General features: G+C 71.2%; 17 protein-coding genes and 1 pseudogene. 12 read left to right on the plus strand and 6 right to left on the minus strand.

What is annotated here, in order from left to right:
• Nucleotides 1-5 precede the first annotated feature (5 nt).
• From kdpB to AFM16_RS36730, 4 genes are all read left to right on the plus strand, one after another.
• Nucleotides 6-2,129, plus strand: coding sequence for a potassium-transporting ATPase subunit KdpB (gene kdpB / locus AFM16_RS36715; RefSeq protein ID WP_078636579.1), 2,124 nt, complete (start codon nt 6-8; stop codon nt 2,127-2,129).
• A 5-nt stretch (nt 2,130-2,134) separates the two neighbouring features.
• Nucleotides 2,135-2,803: a potassium-transporting ATPase subunit C gene (locus tag AFM16_RS36720; protein ID WP_078636580.1), complete on the plus strand. Its 669-nt coding sequence runs from the start codon at nt 2,135-2,137 to the stop codon at nt 2,801-2,803.
• A 46-nt stretch (nt 2,804-2,849) separates the two neighbouring features.
• Nucleotides 2,850-3,533 carry a response regulator gene (locus tag AFM16_RS36725; RefSeq protein ID WP_030797302.1) on the plus strand — a complete coding sequence of 228 codons (684 nt, stop codon included), beginning with the start codon at nt 2,850-2,852 and terminating at the stop codon, nt 3,531-3,533.
• A gap of 69 nt (nt 3,534-3,602) precedes the next feature.
• Nucleotides 3,603-6,122 (plus strand): sensor histidine kinase, encoded by a 2,520-nt coding sequence (locus AFM16_RS36730; protein WP_078636581.1) that lies wholly within the window; start codon nt 3,603-3,605, stop codon nt 6,120-6,122.
• A gap of 32 nt (nt 6,123-6,154) precedes the next feature.
• Here AFM16_RS36730 and AFM16_RS36735 read toward each other — a convergent pair whose 3' ends face one another.
• Nucleotides 6,155-7,120 (minus strand): sporulation protein, encoded by a 966-nt coding sequence (locus tag AFM16_RS36735; protein ID WP_078636582.1) that lies wholly within the window; start codon nt 7,118-7,120, stop codon nt 6,155-6,157.
• Nucleotides 7,121-7,277: 157 nt separating this feature from the next.
• Here AFM16_RS36735 and AFM16_RS40700 point away from each other — a divergent pair, with 157 nt between their 5' ends.
• From AFM16_RS40700 to AFM16_RS36755, 4 genes are read left to right on the plus strand one after another with little or no spacing between them, the layout of a single operon-like run.
• Complete coding sequence (locus tag AFM16_RS40700) at nt 7,278-7,808, plus strand: DUF4259 domain-containing protein (protein WP_078636583.1); 531 nt, start codon at nt 7,278-7,280, stop codon at nt 7,806-7,808.
• A 49-nt stretch (nt 7,809-7,857) separates the two neighbouring features.
• A complete protein-coding gene (locus AFM16_RS36745) occupies nt 7,858-8,469 on the plus strand; it encodes a TetR/AcrR family transcriptional regulator (protein ID WP_078636584.1) in 612 nt (203 codons plus the stop codon).
• Nucleotides 8,466-9,428 (plus strand): DMT family transporter, encoded by a 963-nt coding sequence (locus AFM16_RS36750; RefSeq protein ID WP_078636585.1) that lies wholly within the window; start codon nt 8,466-8,468, stop codon nt 9,426-9,428. The genes AFM16_RS36745 and AFM16_RS36750 overlap by 4 nt, the downstream gene beginning before the upstream one ends.
• Before the next feature lie 57 nt (nt 9,429-9,485).
• Entirely contained in the window at nt 9,486-10,112 is a 627-nt protein-coding gene (locus AFM16_RS36755; protein ID WP_078636586.1) for a diguanylate cyclase, read from the plus strand.
• A gap of 337 nt (nt 10,113-10,449) precedes the next feature.
• Here the strand turns inward: AFM16_RS36755 and AFM16_RS36765 are convergent, their stop codons facing one another.
• Both AFM16_RS36765 and AFM16_RS40705 read right to left on the minus strand, forming a co-directional pair.
• Entirely contained in the window at nt 10,450-10,851 is a 402-nt protein-coding gene (locus AFM16_RS36765; protein ID WP_078636588.1) for a hypothetical protein, read from the minus strand.
• Nucleotides 10,852-10,881: 30 nt separating this feature from the next.
• Entirely contained in the window at nt 10,882-11,460 is a 579-nt protein-coding gene (locus tag AFM16_RS40705; protein WP_359731047.1) for a DUF6368 family protein, read from the minus strand.
• A 269-nt stretch (nt 11,461-11,729) separates the two neighbouring features.
• On the opposite strand from AFM16_RS40705, the gene AFM16_RS36770 reads away from it, so the two are divergent.
• A complete protein-coding gene (locus AFM16_RS36770) occupies nt 11,730-12,281 on the plus strand; it encodes a YceI family protein (RefSeq protein ID WP_078636589.1) in 552 nt (183 codons plus the stop codon).
• A gap of 159 nt (nt 12,282-12,440) precedes the next feature.
• Here the strand turns inward: AFM16_RS36770 and AFM16_RS36775 are convergent, their stop codons facing one another.
• Both AFM16_RS36775 and AFM16_RS36780 read right to left on the minus strand, forming a co-directional pair.
• Nucleotides 12,441-13,334, minus strand: a complete 894-nt coding sequence (locus tag AFM16_RS36775; protein ID WP_078636590.1) for an SDR family oxidoreductase — start codon at nt 13,332-13,334, stop codon at nt 12,441-12,443.
• Nucleotides 13,335-13,354: 20 nt separating this feature from the next.
• Nucleotides 13,355-13,594 (minus strand): annotated as a pseudogene (locus tag AFM16_RS36780) (NADPH-dependent oxidoreductase); the annotation flags it as partial.
• Nucleotides 13,595-13,679: 85 nt separating this feature from the next.
• On the opposite strand from AFM16_RS36780, the gene AFM16_RS40335 reads away from it, so the two are divergent.
• Nucleotides 13,680-13,805 (plus strand): hypothetical protein, encoded by a 126-nt coding sequence (locus AFM16_RS40335; RefSeq protein WP_256861381.1) that lies wholly within the window; start codon nt 13,680-13,682, stop codon nt 13,803-13,805.
• A 50-nt stretch (nt 13,806-13,855) separates the two neighbouring features.
• Nucleotides 13,856-14,074, plus strand: a complete 219-nt coding sequence (locus AFM16_RS36785; protein WP_078636592.1) for a hypothetical protein — start codon at nt 13,856-13,858, stop codon at nt 14,072-14,074.
• Nucleotides 14,075-14,160: 86 nt separating this feature from the next.
• Here the strand turns inward: AFM16_RS36785 and AFM16_RS36790 are convergent, their stop codons facing one another.
• Entirely contained in the window at nt 14,161-15,153 is a 993-nt protein-coding gene (locus tag AFM16_RS36790; protein WP_078636593.1) for an alpha/beta fold hydrolase, read from the minus strand.
• On the opposite strand from AFM16_RS36790, the gene AFM16_RS36795 reads away from it, so the two are divergent.
• Entirely contained in the window at nt 15,152-17,251 is a 2,100-nt protein-coding gene (locus AFM16_RS36795) for a WD40 repeat domain-containing serine/threonine protein kinase (protein ID WP_167797325.1), read from the plus strand. The genes AFM16_RS36790 and AFM16_RS36795 overlap by 2 nt on opposite strands.
• Nucleotides 17,252-17,283 lie beyond the last annotated feature (32 nt).

The raw sequence follows: 17,283 nt of genomic DNA on the forward strand, positions 1-17,283 counted from the left end.
ACTCCATGTCCACACCCACCACCACCCTCGCGCCCGACCAGGACGCTTCGGCAGGCCGCCCCACACCCCCCGACGGCCGCCGTGTCGGCGCCGGCCTCTTCGACCCCAGGCAGTTGGTGCAGTCGCTGCCGGACGCGTTCCGCAAACTCGACCCACGGGTGATGATCAAGACTCCCGTGATGTTCGTGGTCCTCGTGGGCTCCGTCCTGACGACGGTCTTCTCCTTCAAGAACCCCGGCGACTGGTTCGGCTGGACCGTCAGCGCCTGGCTCTGGCTCACCGTGCTCTTCGCCAACCTCGCGGAGGCCGTCGCCGAGGGCCGCGGCAAGGCACAGGCCGAGACCCTGCGCCGGGCCAAGACCGGCACCGTGGCGCGCAAGGTCGACGGGACCGTGGTGCCCGGCACCGAGCTGAGGATCGGCGATCTGGTCGTCTGCGAGGCCGGTGACGTCATCCCCGGTGACGGCGATGTCGTCGAGGGCGTCGCCTCGGTCGACGAGTCGGCCATCACCGGCGAGTCGGCGCCCGTCATCCGCGAGTCCGGCGGCGACCGCTCTGCCGTCACCGGCGGCACGAAGGTCCTGTCCGACCGGATCGTCGTCAAGATCACGACCAGGCCCGGTGAGACCTTCATCGACCGGATGATCAGCCTGGTCGAGGGCGCGGCCCGGCAGAAGACACCGAACGAGATCGCGCTGAGCATCCTGCTCGCCTCGCTGACGATCGCCTTCCTGCTGGCGGTGGCGACCCTGCCGCCGTTCGCGGACCACGCCGGCGCCGAGTTGAGCGTCGTCGTGCTGGTCGCCCTGCTGGTCTGCCTGATCCCCACCACCATCGGCGCCCTGCTCTCCGCGATCGGCATCGCGGGCATGGACCGCCTGGTCCAGCGCAACGTCCTGGCCACGTCGGGCCGTGCGGTCGAGGCGGCCGGGGACGTCTCCACGCTGCTCCTCGACAAGACCGGCACCATCACGCTCGGCAACCGCCGGGCCGCCGCGTTCCTGCCGGTGCCCGGTACGACGGAGGCCGAGGTCGCCGACGCGGCCCAGCTCTCGTCGCTGGCCGACGAGACACCCGAGGGCCGTTCCGTCGTCGTCCTGGCGAAGGAGCGGTACGGGCTGCGCGAACGGCACCAGGGCGAGCTGGCCGGCGCCGAGTGGATCGAGTTCAGTGCCCGGACCCGGATGTCGGGAGTGGACGTCGACGGCCGCAAGGTCCGTAAGGGCGCGGCGAGTTCGGTGATCGCGTGGGTGGCCGAACGGCACGGGGAAGCTGCCCGGCACGCACGGGGCCCCGAAGCCTTCCAGGACGCAAGGGAGTTGACCGACCGCATCGCCGCCGAGGGCGGCACCCCGCTCCTCGTGGCCGTCGAAGACGCCGACGGCGCCCGCGTGTTGGGCGTCATCCACCTCAAGGACGTCGTCAAGGACGGTATGCGCGAGCGGTTCGGGGAACTGCGCCGCATGGGCATCAAGACCGTCATGATCACGGGCGACAACCCGCTGACCGCCAAGGCGATCGCCGAGGAGGCGGGCGTCGACGACTTCCTCGCCGAGGCCACGCCCGAGGACAAGATGGCCCTCATCAAGCGGGAACAGGCCGGCGGCAAGCTGGTCGCGATGACCGGTGACGGCACCAACGACGCCCCCGCGCTGGCCCAGGCGGATGTCGGCGTGGCGATGAACAGCGGCACGTCGGCTGCCAAGGAGGCCGGCAACATGGTCGACCTCGACTCCGATCCGACCAAGCTCATCGAGATCGTCGAGATCGGCAAGCAACTCCTCATCACCCGGGGTGCGTTGACCACGTTCTCCATCGCCAACGACGTGGCGAAGTACTTCGCGATCATCCCGGCGCTGTTCGCGGCGGTGTACCCGGGACTGGACCGGCTCAACATCATGGGCCTGTCCTCGCCGGACTCCGCGATCCTGTCGGCCGTGATCTTCAACGCGCTGATCATCGTCGCGCTGGTGCCGCTGGCCCTGAAGGGCGTGCGGTACCGGCCGGTGAGCGCGGACCGGATGCTCCGGCGCAACCTCGCCGTCTACGGCCTCGGCGGCCTGATCGCCCCCTTCGTCGGCATCAAACTCATCGACCTGCTCCTCTCCCTCGTCCCCGGAATCGGCTGATCGCCATGAACAACTCGGTATCGAACACCGCCCGGTTGCTCGGGGCGGGCCTGCGCGCCCTCCTCGTGCTGACCCTGGTGACCGGCGTCCTCTACCCGCTCGCCGTCACCGGCATCGCCCAGGGCCTGTTCGGCGACAAGGCGAACGGCTCGGAGATCACCTCCGGAGGCCGGGTCGTCGGCTCCGCCCTGATCGGCCAGGCGTACCACCTGCCGCTGAAGGAGGGGGAGGAGACCCCGGCCGCCGACCTGCGGTGGTTCCAGGGCCGTCCGCAGAACGGCCTCGGCACCAACAGCGTCAACACGCAGTACTCGATCATCCTGTCCGGTGCGACCAACCGGTCCGGCGACAACGCGGAGCTGATCCGCTGGGTGAAGGACGCCAAAGCCGCCGTCGTCCGGGACAACTCCGTGCCCGGCCACCCCGTGAAGCCGTCGGACGTCCCCGCCGACGCGGTCACCTCCTCCGGCTCGGGCCTCGACCCCGACATCTCACCGTCGTACGCCGAACTCCAGGTCCACCGGGTGGCCCAGCTCAACGGGCTGCCCGTCGCCGAGGTGCGGCGGCTCGTGGCGGAGCACACCGAGGGCCGTACGCTCGGCTTCATCGGTGAGCCGCGGGTGAACGTGCTGCGGCTCAACATCGCCCTGAGGGAACTCGTGGCGCGAAGCTGACGGCGTCCCGCTCGGGCCCGGCGTACGACAGGAGAGGCACACACCCATGACCCGGGTGCTCGTGGTGGAGGACAACCCGCAGCTCGTGCGGGCCCTGGTGATCAACTTGCAGGCGCGCCACTACGGCGTGGACGCCGCCCCCGACGGGGCCACGGCCCTGCGGCTGGCCGCCGCCCGCCAGCCCGACGTGGTCCTGCTGGACCTCGGCCTGCCCGACATGGACGGCGTCGAGGTCATCAGGGCCCTGCGCGGCTGGACCCGGGCGCCGATCCTGGTGCTGTCCGCCCGGCAGTCGTCCAGCGAGAAGGTGTCCGCGCTCGACGCCGGCGCGGACGACTACATCACCAAGCCGTTCAGCATGGACGAACTGCTCGCCCGGCTGCGCGCCGCCGTCCGGCGCACCGAGGACGTCCCGGTCGCCCCCGAGACCTCGCTGGTCGAGACCGACGGCTTCACCATCGACCTGCTGGCCAAGAAGGTCGTCCGGGGCGGACAGGACGTACGGCTCACCCCGACCGAGTGGCATCTGCTGGAGATCCTGGTCACCCATCCGGGACAGCTCGTCACGCAGAAGCACCTCCTCCAGGAGGTCTGGGGCATCTCGCAGCGCAACAAGAGCAACTACCTGCGCGTCTACATGGCCCAACTGCGCCGCAAACTGGAGAACGACCCCTCCCACCCCCGCTATCTGATCACCGAGCCGGGCATGGGTTACCGCTTCGAAGCGTGACCCTGCGACCTCTGGCCTTCTACGACCGGCCTGCGAAGCCCCACCCCCTATGCCCCACCGAGGAACGACATGGCACGCGGCAAGCTCCGGATCTACCTCGGCGCGGCACCGGGCGTCGGCAAGACCTACGCGATGCTCTCGGAGGCGCACCGCCGGGCCGAGCGCGGCACCGACTGCGTCGTCGCCTTCGTGGAACACCACGACCGGCCGCGCACCGAGGTGATGCTGCACGGCCTCGAACAGGTCCCGCGCCGTGAACTCGCCTACCGGGGCGCGCCCTTCACCGAGATGGACGTGGACGCCGTCCTGCGGCGCGCCCCCGCCGTCGCCCTCGTGGACGAGCTGGCCCACACCAACGTGCCCGGCTCGCGCAACGCCAAGCGCTGGCAGGACGTGGAGGAACTGCTCGCCGCGGGCATCGACGTCGTCTCCACCGTCAACATCCAGCACCTGGAGTCCCTCGGCGACGTGGTCGAGTCGATCACCGGGGTCCGGCAGCGCGAGACCGTCCCCGACGAGGTCGTACGGCGTGCCGACCAGATCGAGCTGGTCGACATGTCACCGGAGGCGCTGCGCCGCCGTATGGCGCACGGCAACGTCTACCGCCCGGACAAGGTCGACGCGGCCCTCTCCCACTACTTCCGCCCCGGCAACCTCACCGCGCTGCGCGAACTGGCGCTGCTGTGGGTGGCCGACCGGGTGGACGAATACCTGAACGAGTACCGCAGCGCGCACCGGGTGTCGGCGATCTGGGGCTCGCGCGAGCGGATCGTCGTCGGCCTGACCGGCGGCCCCGAAGGACGCACGCTCGTACGGCGCGCCGCGCGGCTCGCCGAGAAGGGCGCGGGCGGCGAGGTGCTCGCCGTCTACATCTCCCGCAGCGACGGCCTCACCGCCGCCTCGCCCAAGGAACTGGCCGTCCAGCGCACGCTGGTCGAGGACCTCGGCGGCACCTTCCACCACGTCGTCGGCGACGACATCCCCGCCGCCCTGCTCGACTTCGCGCGGGGCGTGAACGCCACACAGATCGTGCTCGGCGTCTCTCGCCGCCGGAGCTGGCAGTACGTCTTCGGCCCCGGCGTCGGCGCGACCGTGGCCCGCGACTCCGGACCCGACCTCGACGTCCACCTCATCACGCACGGCCAGGCGGGCAAGGGCCGCGGCCTGCCCGCGGCGCGCGGCGCCCGTCTCGGACGGTCCCGGGTCGTCGCCGGCTGGCTGGTCGGCGTCCTCGGCCCCCTCCTGTTCACCTGGCTGCTGACGAGCGTCGTCCCGGACGTCGGCCTCGCCAACGACATGCTGCTGTTCCTGACGCTGACGGTCGCGGCGGCCCTGCTGGGCGGGCTGCTCCCGGCGCTGGCGTCCGCGGTGGTGGGGTCGCTGCTGCTCAACTGGTTCTTCAGCCCGCCCGCCCACACGCTGACCATCGCCGACCCGCAGAACATCGTCGCCATCGCGGTCTTCGTCGGGGTCGCCGTGGCCGTCGCGTCGGTCGTGGACCTGGCCGCCCGGCGCACCGACCAGGCGGCGCGGGCGCGCGCCGAGTCGGAGATCCTCTCCTTCCTCGCCGGCCATGTCCTGCGCGGCGAGACCAGCCTCGACGCCCTGCTGGAACGGGTCCGCGAGACCTTCGGCATGGAGTCGGTGGCGCTGCTGGAGCGCGAGAGCGACGTGGCGCCCTGGACCCGCGCGGGCAGCGTCGGCCCCCGCCCCTGCGCCGTGCCCGACGAGGCGGACGTCGACGTCCCGGTCGGCGACCGGATGGCGCTGGCCCTGTCCGGCCGGGTGCTGCCGGCCGCGGACCGCCGGGTGCTGGCCGCCTTCGCCGCTCAGGCGGCGGTGGTCGTGGACCGCCGGCGCCTTCAGGAGGAAGCGGACCGTGCCGAGGAACTCGCCGAGGGCAACCGCATCCGCACCGCCCTGCTCGCCGCCGTCAGCCACGACCTGCGCACCCCGCTCGCCGGCATCAAGGCGGCGGTCACCTCCCTGCGCTCCGACGATGTCGAGTGGTCCGAGCAGGACCGGGCGGAACTCCTGGAGGCCATCGAGGACGGTGCCGACCGGCTCGACCACCTGGTGGGCAACCTGCTCGACATGTCCCGGCTCCAGACCGGCACGGTCACCCCGATCATCCGCGAGACCGACCTCGACGAGGTGATCCCGATGGCGCTGGGCGGCGTCCCCGAGGACAGCGTGGACCTGGACATCCCGGAGACCCTGCCCATGGTGGACGTCGACCGCGGCCTCCTGGAGCGCTCGGTCGCCAACGTCGTGGAGAACGCCGTGAAGTACAGCCCACCGGGGCAGCGCGTCCTGGTCTCCGCGAGCGCCGTCGCCGACCGTGTGGAGGTCCGCGTCGTGGACCGCGGCCCCGGTGTCCCCGACGAGGCCAAGCCCCGCATCTTCGAACCCTTCCAACGCCACGGCGACGCCCCCCGCGGCAACGGCGTCGGCCTCGGCCTGGCGGTCGCCCTCGGCTTCGCGGAGGCGATCGGCGGCAGCCTGCATGCGGAGGACACGCCGGGTGGAGGGTTGACGATGGTGCTGGCGGTGCGGAGGGCGGCGGGGCGGGAGGGGGCTGTTCGCTAGGGGGCTGTTCGGTAGGGGGAGGGCGGTCGCTGTCAGTCCTCGCCGCCGTCTTCGTTCTCGTTCTCGTCCTCGTCGTCGCCCTCGAAGAAGTCGCCCACCTCGTCGATGACTTCGGCCGCGACCATGCCGCCGACGACCCCGACGGCGAGCCCGGCCGCGCCGGCCGCGACGGCGGTGCCGATGCCGGGGCCGGAGCGGTGGCCGTGATCGTCGTGGTGGGAGTGGCTGCTGTGACGACCGTCGTAGTGCTCGACCAACTGACGGATCCAGCGGTCGACTTCGGTGTGCCAGTCGACCTGCTCGACACCCTGGTGGCCGACGGCGAAACGGCTCACGGCGTCGTGCCCGCCGCGCTTGTCGGCCTCCAGGACCACCTCCACGCCTCCCGGACCCGCGAGGAAGGTCACCTCGATCTCGTTGACCTGGTGGGCGTATTGAGGCGCCGGGGTCAGCTCGATCTCCTGATAGAAGGGAAGTTGCTGCCCGGTACCGCCGATGCGCCCCAGTTCCAGGTCCGCGGACCTGAAGCCGAAGCCGAGCCGGCCGAGCGCCTCAAGTACCGCCTCCTGGACGGGCAGTGGCCGCACGGCGAGCCGGTCGAGGTCACCCTTGTCCTTGGCACCCGCGATCGCCAGCTCGGTGCGCACACCGAGTACGACGCCCAGGGCTTGCCCATGCAGCTCGGTGATCGGAGTCTCCCAGGGCACCGTCACGCTGAACGGCACGCTGTGCAGTTCACCGGCGTCGAGACGGAAGCCGCCCCCGACGGTGAACCGTTCGAAGACGACCGCGCGCTCGGACTCCCCACCGTCGTGCTCGGCCTCGACACGGGCCACCAGCTCCAGGGTGATGTGCTCGACCGTGAAGTCGCTGTCACCGCCCTTGAGTTGAACCTGCCCGCCGAGTTGCCCGCCGGGCATGACCGCGCCCGGGTCGAGGACCGTGTCCACGGTGGGCCCACCCACACCGAGCGAGCCGAGCAGCCGCTTGAACACCATCGTGGCGTTCACTCCTTCATGTGTACGTACGGTTCTTCGCCGGACGACACCGGGAACCATCCGGGCCGCCCACTCACTTCATCTACAAGCGTGTAGAAGCATAGGCGGCGGGTGCCCCACTTGGCCGACATCCCGACAGAACGACTGAAAACCACCCATGAGGACGACGCGTGCGGCTCTCCCGGCGATGAGGTGCGACCACATCACCGGCCTGCGCGACCTCGCCCGGCAGGCCCTCGACCGTGTCATGACCGAGCCGTCGGAGCTGCTGGAGCTGTGGTCCGAATCAGACGGCGTCCCCTGGCGTGCGGTCATCCGCCGCCTTCCCGACGGTGTCAGCTCGATGCACGAGCTTCCCGCTGACTGCACTTCGGCCCCGCTGGGCAGGCAATCCGATGTGCTCGTGACCGTCAAACAGGCCGTTCCCGAAGTCGACCTCTCGGACCCCACGTGGGGCGAACTGTCCGGCCTCACGTGGTCCATCGAGCTCAACATCGGCTCAGAAGACCCGGTGGACTCGATCATGCTTCACATTCGGGGCTCCGGCGACGACGCGCTGAGGCCCGTCTTCCGTCTGGGTGAGGCTCTGCGGTGCAAGGTTCTCGACCTCGCGGAAGGCGATCTGATTGCTCCTGGGCAAGCGTTGGGCTGGTGCGCCTTCCAACCGTTCCGTGACCGTGTGGTCTGATCCCGCCCTGGTAGGTAGACTGGTCTACCTAATTAGTGGGAAGGGTGTCATGACCGAGATCGACGCTGCCGCACCGCCGCCCCGCCGACGGCGTGGAGCCGCGCGGGAGAAGCTGCTCGCTGCCGCCGCGCGGCGCTTCTATGCGGACGGCGTGTCGGCCACCGGGATCGACGCGATCACCGCCGAGGCGGGCGTGGCGAAGATGAGCCTGTACAACAACTTCTCCTCCAAGTCCGACCTGGTCATGGCGTACCTGGACGCGCGGCACGAGGAGTGGCTGGACCTGTACCGGCGGCGATGGTCGGCCGTGGCCCCGGATCCGCGCCGCGGCGTACTCGCCGTGTTCGACGCCTACGCCGACCACGCCAACTTCGCCTACGAGCACGGGTTCCGGGGCTGTGGCCTGCTGAACGCCGCCGCCGAACTCCCCGCGGGCGACGAGGGCCGGGCCGTGGTGCGCCGCCACAAGGAGGAGGTCGAGGACCTGCTCGCCGGACACCTCGAAGAGCTTCTGCCCGACCACCGGGAGCGGGCGCGCGCTACGGCGGAGCACCTGTCGTTCCTGCTGGAAGGGGCGATGGCCCGCGCGGGCCTGGAGGGCGTGGACACCCGTCTGGAACACGCTCGCTCGATGGCCGCCGATCTCCTGGACCGACTGTGAAGCACCGCACCGGACACCCGACCGGCTCGCTGTGCGTCCTCCTGGCGTCGGTGCTGTGGGGCACCACGGGCACCGCCGCGACATTCGCCCCGGACGTGGGCCCACTCGCCATCGGCGCGGTCGCCATGGGCCTCGGCGGACTGCTCCAAGCCCTCGTCGCCGCACCGCGCATCCGCCGCGAGTCGGCCGGCCTGCGCGCACGGCGCGGTGCCGTGCTGCTCGGGGCACTCGCTGTGGCGATCTACCCGCTGGCCTTCTACAGCTCCATGCACCTCGCCGGCGTCGCCACCGGAACCGTCGTGTCGATCGGCTCGGCCCCCCTCGCCTCGGCCCTCGTCGAGCGTACCGTCGACGGACGCCGTCTCACGCGCCGTTGGACGACCGGCGCCGCGCTCGGCCTGGCCGGCACGGTGCTGCTGTGCGCGGCCGAAGCGGCCCACGCGTCCACCGGTGCCGGTGCCGGGGCGGGTTCCGCGGGGGCGACGGTGCTCGGCGTCGGTCTCGGCCTGGTCGCCGGATTCACCTACGCCCTCTACTCCTGGGCAGCCCATCGCCTGATCAGCCACGGCGTCGGATCGTCCGCCGCCATGGGCGCCGTATTCGGAATCGGCGGCCTGCTCCTGATGCCGGTGCTCCTGGCCACCGGCGCGCCACTCCTCGACTCCTGGTCCAACGCGGCCGTCGGCACCTACATGGCCCTCGTCCCGATGTTCCTCGGCTACGTCCTGTTCGGCTGGGGCCTCGCCCACGTACCGGCGAGCACCGCGACCACCCTCTCCCTGCTCGAACCGGCCGTCGCCGCCGTACTGGCCGTCGTCGTGGTCGGCGAACGGCTGCCCCTGCCCGGATGGCTCGGCGTCGCCCTGGTCGTCGGCTGCCTCGCCGTACTCACCACACCGGCCGGGGCGCGGCGCCGTTCCCGGACGACGTCTGCCGTGGTCGCTGCCGAACACGTCTGAGTGTCGCGAGCGCGCGCAGGGGTACCGGGGAAGCCGATCCCGCTCACGGAGGTTGGAATGGCACTGCGTTTCCTGCCCAGGACGGCTTGGCGTGACTGGCGGCGGCCCCGCAACCTGCGCGTCCCGCTCCACTCGACGGACGTGGCCGACGCGGACCGACGCTTCCTGCTGCTCGGCCTGCTCCCGCTGTGGGTCGCGCCCGGGCTCGCCGACTGGTGGATGCACCGCCGCACCGACATCGAACACACCAGCGGCACCAAGGAGTCCGCGGTGCACGCGCTGATGATGACCGAGGCCGGCGTCCCGGTGCTGCTGGGCCTGCTCGCCCGCGTCAATCCCTTCGTGCTCACCGTGATGGGCGGCGCGGCCGTCGCGCACGGAGCCACGGCCGTCTGGGACGTCACGCTGGCCACCGGCGAACGCGAGATCCGGCCGATCGAACAGCACATCCACAGCTTCCTCGAAGTGCTCCCGCTCACGGCCCTGGCGTTCACGGCCTGCCTCCACGCCGACCAGGTCCGCGCCACCCTCCGCGGCGGCCCCGGCCCCCAGGACTGGCGCCTCCTCCCCAAGGAACGACCGCTGCCCGGCCCCTACCTGGCGGCCCTCGCGGCAATCGTGACGGCGGGCGTCGCCCTCCCGTACGCGGAGGAGCTACGACGCTGTCTGCGGGCGCGGGGGTAGGGGCGCCGTCGCGAAGAGGTTCAGTCCTCGCCCCTGATGACGTTCGAGTGAGCTGGAGCCTGGGGCGCCGCGCACTTCTCGTCGGGCTCGACCGCGGACAGACACGTGCGTATACCTCGACCGGCGCGCACCTCTCGGGCCTCCGCCCAGCCGGTCCTGGCCACGATCAAGGGCTTCTTCCGGGCGGCATGCGTGATCACGGCACTTCACTTCTTCCTGCGTCTCTGCGTCGAGCGTCTCGACCTGCGGTGTGAAGCGCCCCGAGTTCCCCTGTGGGCCCACACGAAACCGTTCCTGTTCTGCTGTACACCGGGCCACAGACCTCAGCCCGAGCGGGTCAGTTCAGCAAGGTGACCGAGTAGTCGAGCGTGGTGCCGGTGACGGTGTACGTCGCCGTCTGGCCGTTGTCGCAGTACGAGACATAGGAGTTGCCGTAGTTGGATGTCCCGCCCGTGGCCCGCACGAAGGGGCGGACTTCGGTCCCCTCGGGGAACGACGTGGTGTTCAGATCGATCGTTCGGGTCTGATTGATCGGGTAGGCGTCGGTCGACGCGGACTGCTCACCGGTGCGCGTGCTCGCCGACCACGAGAGCACGAAGCCCGCGTTGTTGACCACGGCCAACTTCTGCACGCAGGGCTCGGCCTGCGCAGACGCGGCCTCGGCCTGCGCGGCGGGCACGACGCCGAGCGCCAGGACGCCGACCGCGGGGAGCGCTGCGCGGTACAAGACTCGGAACATGTGGTCCTCTTCCTCAAGCGACTAAAGCGACTAAGGCGACGAACGCGCCGACGGCCGTTCCGTCGGCGACGCACCCGCGAGTACCCGGCTGACCCCTCGGCACCGCCCGCCCCAGCCGCCGACGTCCACAACAGGCCATGACCGTGCCCGGCCGCGAGGCCACGTCGTAGCAGGTGGACAGAGCCCGCGTTCGCCGGCCGCATGGCGAGATCCGCGAGGACCAGCATCGGCACCCGGTCGATCATCTCTGCGAGCAGCCCGCACAGTTGGCTGAACGGCACAGGTGCCCGGGCCACAAGCCGTGGCCACGCGGTCGATCCCGCCGTTGCAGCCGGCGCTGACGTTGACGGCATGAGCCGGCCGGAAGCCGAGGACGGTCTCCACCTCGGGCTCGTCCGCGTGCTCGGCCTCGAAGGTGTTCTCGTCGCCGACACCCGGTCCCATCAGGTAGACCAGGAAGGGCCGACGCCAGTCCTCGCGCTGCGGATGGAAACCCACGAGGGCGTTGAGGGCCTCGTCCGAAGGGGCGTTGCCGCTGAGGACGAGCGGGAACGGCTTGCGCCGGTCCTCCTCCCGCCGGTCCTCGACGCCCAGTCGTTCCGCGGGCACATTGACGTCGTAGAACCCGGGCCGCTCTCGTCGCAGCCCGCTTCCGGCTGCCCGGCGCCCGTACGGAGGACGACTCCGTCCTCACCTCCTGAAGCCGGTGGACCGGCCGTATCGGCCTCCGCTTGCCCGGGCGCAGTCACCGGTCAGGGTGCAATCCGCCCCCGCCGCGCGCGTTCGACCGGGTCGGCGAGCGCCCGCCGCCTAGCGTGAGCCGGGAACGATCCGGGCGGACCGCCGTCGGGATCCGGACCCTACGGAGGTAGCTGACAATGACCGCCGCACTCTCTGAGCTGACCGGTGACTACGTCCTCGACCCGACCCACACCCGGATCGGGTTCGTCGCCCGCCACGCCATGGTCACCAAGGTGCGCGGCGCCTTCCACGAGTTCGAGGGCACCGCGCACCTGGACGGCGCCGACCCGGCCAAGTCCACCGCCGAGGTGGTCATCAAGGCCAAGAGCATCGACACCGGCGTCGAACAGCGCGACCAGCACCTGCGCACCAACGACTTCCTGGACGCGCCCAACTTCCCCGACATCACGTTCCGCACCACCGGGGTCGTGAAGAAGTCCGACGCGGAGTACCAGGTCACGGGCGACCTCACCGTCAAGGACACCACCAAGCCGGTCACCATCGACTTCGAGTACACCGGCAACGCCGTCGACCCCTACGGCAACCAGCGCGTCGGTCTCGAAGGCTCGGTGACCATCTCCCGCAAGGAGTTCGGCGTCTCCTGGAACGCGGCCCTGGAAGGCGGCGGCGTCCTGGTCGGCGACAAGGTCGTCCTGGAGTTCGACATCTCCGCGATCAAGCAGGCCTGACGACGACGCCGCCGACGTCGTACCGCTGGACCGGCCGGGCGATCTGCCGCGGCATCACGGGCCGGGACGAACGGTCGCCCCGGCCCGCGGAGAGAGGGTGGTTCGTTCATGACCACCGCTGCGCACGACGTCCATCGCGGTGCCGGGGGTCGACTCGGCTCAGGGAAGGGGCGTCCCGCCGGTGGCGTTGACGATCTCCCCGGTGATGTAACCGGCCTGGGGCGAGGCGAGGAAGACGTAGGCAGGTGCCATCTCCGCAGGCTGGGCCGGCCGCCCCAGGGGGGACTGCTCCCCGAACGTCGTGGTGTCCGGCATGGTGGCGGGGATCAGCGGTGTCCAGACCGGGCCGGGTGCCACGGCGTTCACGCGGATGCCGCGCTCGGCGACCATCTGGGCGAGGCCGTGGGTGAAGGAGATGATCGCCGACTTCGTCATGGCGTAGTCCAGGAGGTGGGGGCTGGGCTGGTAGCCCTGGACGGAGGTCGTGTTGATGACCGATCCACCGCGCGGCATATGGGCGAGGGCCCTGCGGGTGAGCCAGAACATCCCGTAGAGGTTGGTCTTCACCACCCGGTCGAACTGCTCCGTGGTGATCGCCTCGATCCCGTCGGGCTGGGACATCTGGTAGGCGGCGTTGTTGACGAGGATGTCCACGCGCCCCAGCTCGCTCACCGCCCGGTCGATGAGACCGTCGCACCGGGCCTCGTCCCGGATGTCGCACTCCACGGCCACGGCGGTACGCCCTGCCGCACGGATCAGTCGCGCGGTCTCCTCCGCCTCCTTCGCTTCCTCGGCCAGATGGGTGAAGACAACGTCGGCGCCCTCCCGTGCGAAGGCCAGGCACACGGCCCTGCCGATCCCGGAGTCACCACCGGTGACCACGGCCGCCCGGTCCAGGAGCGTCTCGTGGCCCTGGTAGGAATCCTCCCCGTGATCCGGCCGCGGCTCCATCTCCTCGGTCCGGCCGGGATGCTCCTGCCCCTGGTCGGGAAGCGGGGTTCCGGGGTGGCGTGTGACGGGGTCGGGAACGCGGTCCGTGTCCTGGGTGGGCATGGCACTCCTCCTTACGGCGGTCAGCCCGCGGCGGGGAACGGCGCCGCCTTGAGCGAACGGGCGAGGTGGACGGTGTTCGCGGCGAGGGCGGCCGTGGTGGCGGCCGTCTCCTGGGGCGTCTCGTCCAGGTCCTGGTAGTCGATGCCCCGCATCGCCTCCCCGACCCAGTAGGTGACCGCGTTCGGCGCGAGCGAGAAGCCGACGTCGTTCAAGCCCTGGAACAGGTCGGCGCTGACCTTGTGGGCTGGGGGCCGGGTACCCGAACGCCACTTCTATGCACTACCCGATGGGTCAGGATTGCGGCATGGCGACGTGGTTCCGTACCTACTACGAGGACGAAGATCTGTGGCTGTACTCGCCGAAGGCCGCACATGGCCCATGGCCGACGGGCAGGACCAGTCGCAGGTCACCGAGATCCCCGCGGAGGAGTTCGAGCGGCTGTGGACTGAAGCACGGCTGGCTCTGACCTGACAGGCCGGGACAGTGTGCGGCCCGAATACCTTCCAACGCGAGGCAGTTGGTTGCGGCCCGCCCTGGCCGGCGCCGGCGTCCAGCCGACCGCCCGTGCGTGGGCGGTCACGGACGCGCGCATCCTCGGGACGTCCGTGATCGGGCGGCCGATCACGGTGGAGACGTCGGGCCTGCAGGGCGCCCGGGGCACGATGTACCGGGGCAGGGTCGTGTGGGGCGGGACGCTCACGCGCCACGTCCTGGAGAAGGCGTCGCTGTGTTTCCCGTGAAGGCCGGCGGGGCGCAGGCCACGGATCCGCCTGATGCCTGAGATCGTCCGCGCTCCCGCCGGCCCGCTCAGCAGACCGTGGAGCGATCAGGCACCCGAGCCCGACCGTCGCGTGCGGATCACGAGCACCGCTCCCGCCGCGACCGCCAGTGCGGCCGCACCCCCGAGGGCCGCGGTCCGCGTCGTGGTGCCGGTCTTCGCCAGGCTCGGGCGGTTGTCGTGGGCGGCCTGGAGGATCAGGTGGGTGACGGCGTCGGGGTTGGTCTCCAGGACCGCGTGCGGGGCGTCGACCTCGACCGTGGTGGAGCCGGCGCGCTTGGCCATGTAGCGCAGGTTCTCCGTGCCGATCGTGCGGTCGTCCGTGGCCACGAGGTACCAGGACGGGATCGTCTTCCACGCGGCGGCCTTGGAGGGCTCGGCGCCCGCCACCGGGGTGACCGGGCGCTGGGAGGCGGCCAGGACGGCGGCCTTGGCCTTGTCGAGCCGGTCGCTCAGGAACACGTCGCTGAACTTGTCGGGCTTGATGTAGAGGTCGACGTCGGTGGGCCCGGAGCCGAGCGGAACCGCGTCGAGGGCTGTGGGCAGCGGCGCGTCGGGGTCGTCCGAGAGGTGGCTTCCCGGGAACTTCGCGGCCAGCTTGAGCGTGTCCTCGCCCTTGTCCGGCACGAAGGCCGCGATGTAGACGAGGGACTTGACGTTCGGGTTCCCGGCGGCGGCGTTGGTGATGACCGCGCCGCCGTAGGAGTGGCCGACGAGGACGATCGGGCCCTTGATCGTCTTCAGGCGGGCGGCGATGTAGGCGGCGTCGCCGGAGAGGCTCCGCAGCGGGTTGGCCGTGGCGACCACGGGATACCCCTGCGCCCGCAGGCTCTCGCTGACCTCGTTCCAGCCGGAGGCGTCCGCCCACGCTCCGTGCACGAGGACGACCGTCGGCTTGCCGCTGTCCTGGGACTCGGCACTGCCGCCACCGCGCTCGGACGCCACGGCTGTGCCGGCCGTGGCGACCGCGAGGACTGCCGCAGGCAGGAGCGCCGCAGGCGCGAGGATCCGGTGGGTGAGGGGGGAGCGTATGAGCTTCATGGTCACTCTTTCGGCGTCGGGAATGCTGCTGACGACGCTGCGGCTCCCCGCGCACGACAGCAATTCACCGAAGACCACCTGGGTGAAGATCGTCAGACGTAGAGTGACGGTCATGGTGGGGGAAATGGGGCGCCTGGTGGGCGGGCGGTACCGGTTGGCGGCGCTGATCGGCCAGGGCGGTATGGGCCGGGTGTGGCGCGGTGTCGACGAGACGCTGAACCGGCAGGTCGCGGTCAAGGAGGTCCTGCTGCCCGACGGGCTGCCGCCCGGGGACCGCGCGCAGCTCGTCCGGCGCACGCTGCGCGAGGCCGAGGTCGCCGCGAAACTCGGGCATCCCGGCATCATCACGGTCCACGACGTGGTGAGGGACGCGGACGTGCCCTGGATTGTCATGGAGTACGTTTCCGGTCCGTCCCTGGCCGGGCTCGTCGCGCAGGACGGCCGGCTGCCGTGGAAGCGCGTCGCCGCGATCGGGGCGCAGATGGCCGACGCGCTCGCGCACGCCCATGGCGCGGGCGTGGTGCACCGCGACCTCAAGCCCGACAACGTCCTCGTCCAGGACCGGCGCACGATCATCACCGACTTCGGTATCGCCCGCGTCCTGGACGGATCCGCCGGAACCAGACTGACGCGTACGGGGGCCGTGGTCGGCACGCCCCAGTACATGCCGCCCGAGCAGATCGAGGGCGGGGAGGCGGCCGCGTCCGGCGACCTGTGGTCCCTGGGCGCCACCCTCTACGCCGCCGTCGAGGGAAACGTGCCCTTCGACGCCCCGAGCCTGATGCCGTTGTTCCACGCGATCCTCACCAAGCCGCTGCCGGCGCCCCGGCACGCGGGAGAACTCGGCCCGGTCCTGGAGGAGTTGCTGGCCAAGGACCCCGGCAAGCGGCCCACCGCGGCGGCACTCGCCGTACGGCTGACCGCCCTGCACCACCCGCCCACACAACGCGGTCAGCAGCCACCCGCCCCGCCCCGGCAGATCCATCACCTGTCCACCGTCACCGCCCCCGCCCAGCCGCCGAACGCGGTCCACCCCCCGACCCGTCCCGCGACATCGGCACGACGACGACCCTCGACGGCCGCCACTCCCACCCCCGCCGTGCCGAGCGGACCGCGCCGACGGACCCTCCTCTTCGCCGGCGCCACCGTCGCCATCGGGGCGACCGGCGGGTGGTGGGCCTGGACGTCCGACACGAAGGACGACGCGATCCGGGCCGACACCAGCCTCCCCGGCCACACCAAGGGCGTGTACGCGCTGGCCTACAGCCCGAACGGCAAGAGCCTCGCCTCCGCGAGCGAGGACAACACCGTCCGCCTGTGGAACGTGACCGCCCCGGACGGCGACGTCGAACCGGCCAAGCTCACCGGCCTGTTCTGGGCGCTCGCGTTCAGCCCGGACGGCCGGACACTCGCGGGCGGAGGCGCCGACGGGACCATTCATCTGTGGAACGCGGCCGACAGAAGCCTGGTCGGCACACTCGAGGGGCACAAGCAGCAGGTGTCGTCGCTCGCCTTCAGCCCGGACGGCAGGACGCTCGCCAGCGGGGGCCTCGACGCCTCGATCCGCCTGTGGAGCCCGGCCGACCGAAAGCTCCTCGAGCGGCTCGACGGGCATGACTCCAACGTCGCGGCGGTGGCGTTCAGTCCGGACGGCAGGACGCTCGCCAGCGGCAGTTGGGACAACTCGGTGCGCCTGTGGAGCGTGGCCGGCCGGAAGACCGTCGCCAGGTTCAGCCACGCCAACTACGTCAGCTCGGTGGCGTTCGGTCCGGACGGCGGGACCCTCGCCAGCGGTTGCTGGGACAACTCCGTGAGCCTCTGGAGCGTGACCGGCCGCGAGAAGGCCGCCACTCTCGACGGGCACACCAGCGTCGTCCGGGCCGTGGCGTTCAGCCCGGACGGCAAGGCACTGGCCAGCGCCGCCGAGGACGAGACCGTACGCCTGTGGAATCCGAACGACGGCACCGAGATCGCCGTCCTTTCCGAGCACGCCGGTGCCCTGTGCGCGGTCGCGTTCAGCCCGGACGGCCGTCGGGTGGCCAGCGCCGACGACTCCGTACGCCTGTGGGATCTGGACCGGCAACTGCCCGCGTCGTGACCTTCGGCCTCAGGCCCGGCGACACGGCGGGG

The sequence above is a fragment of the Streptomyces antibioticus genome (assembly GCF_002019855.1).
Classification (GTDB): domain Bacteria; phylum Actinomycetota; class Actinomycetes; order Streptomycetales; family Streptomycetaceae; genus Streptomyces; species Streptomyces antibioticus_B.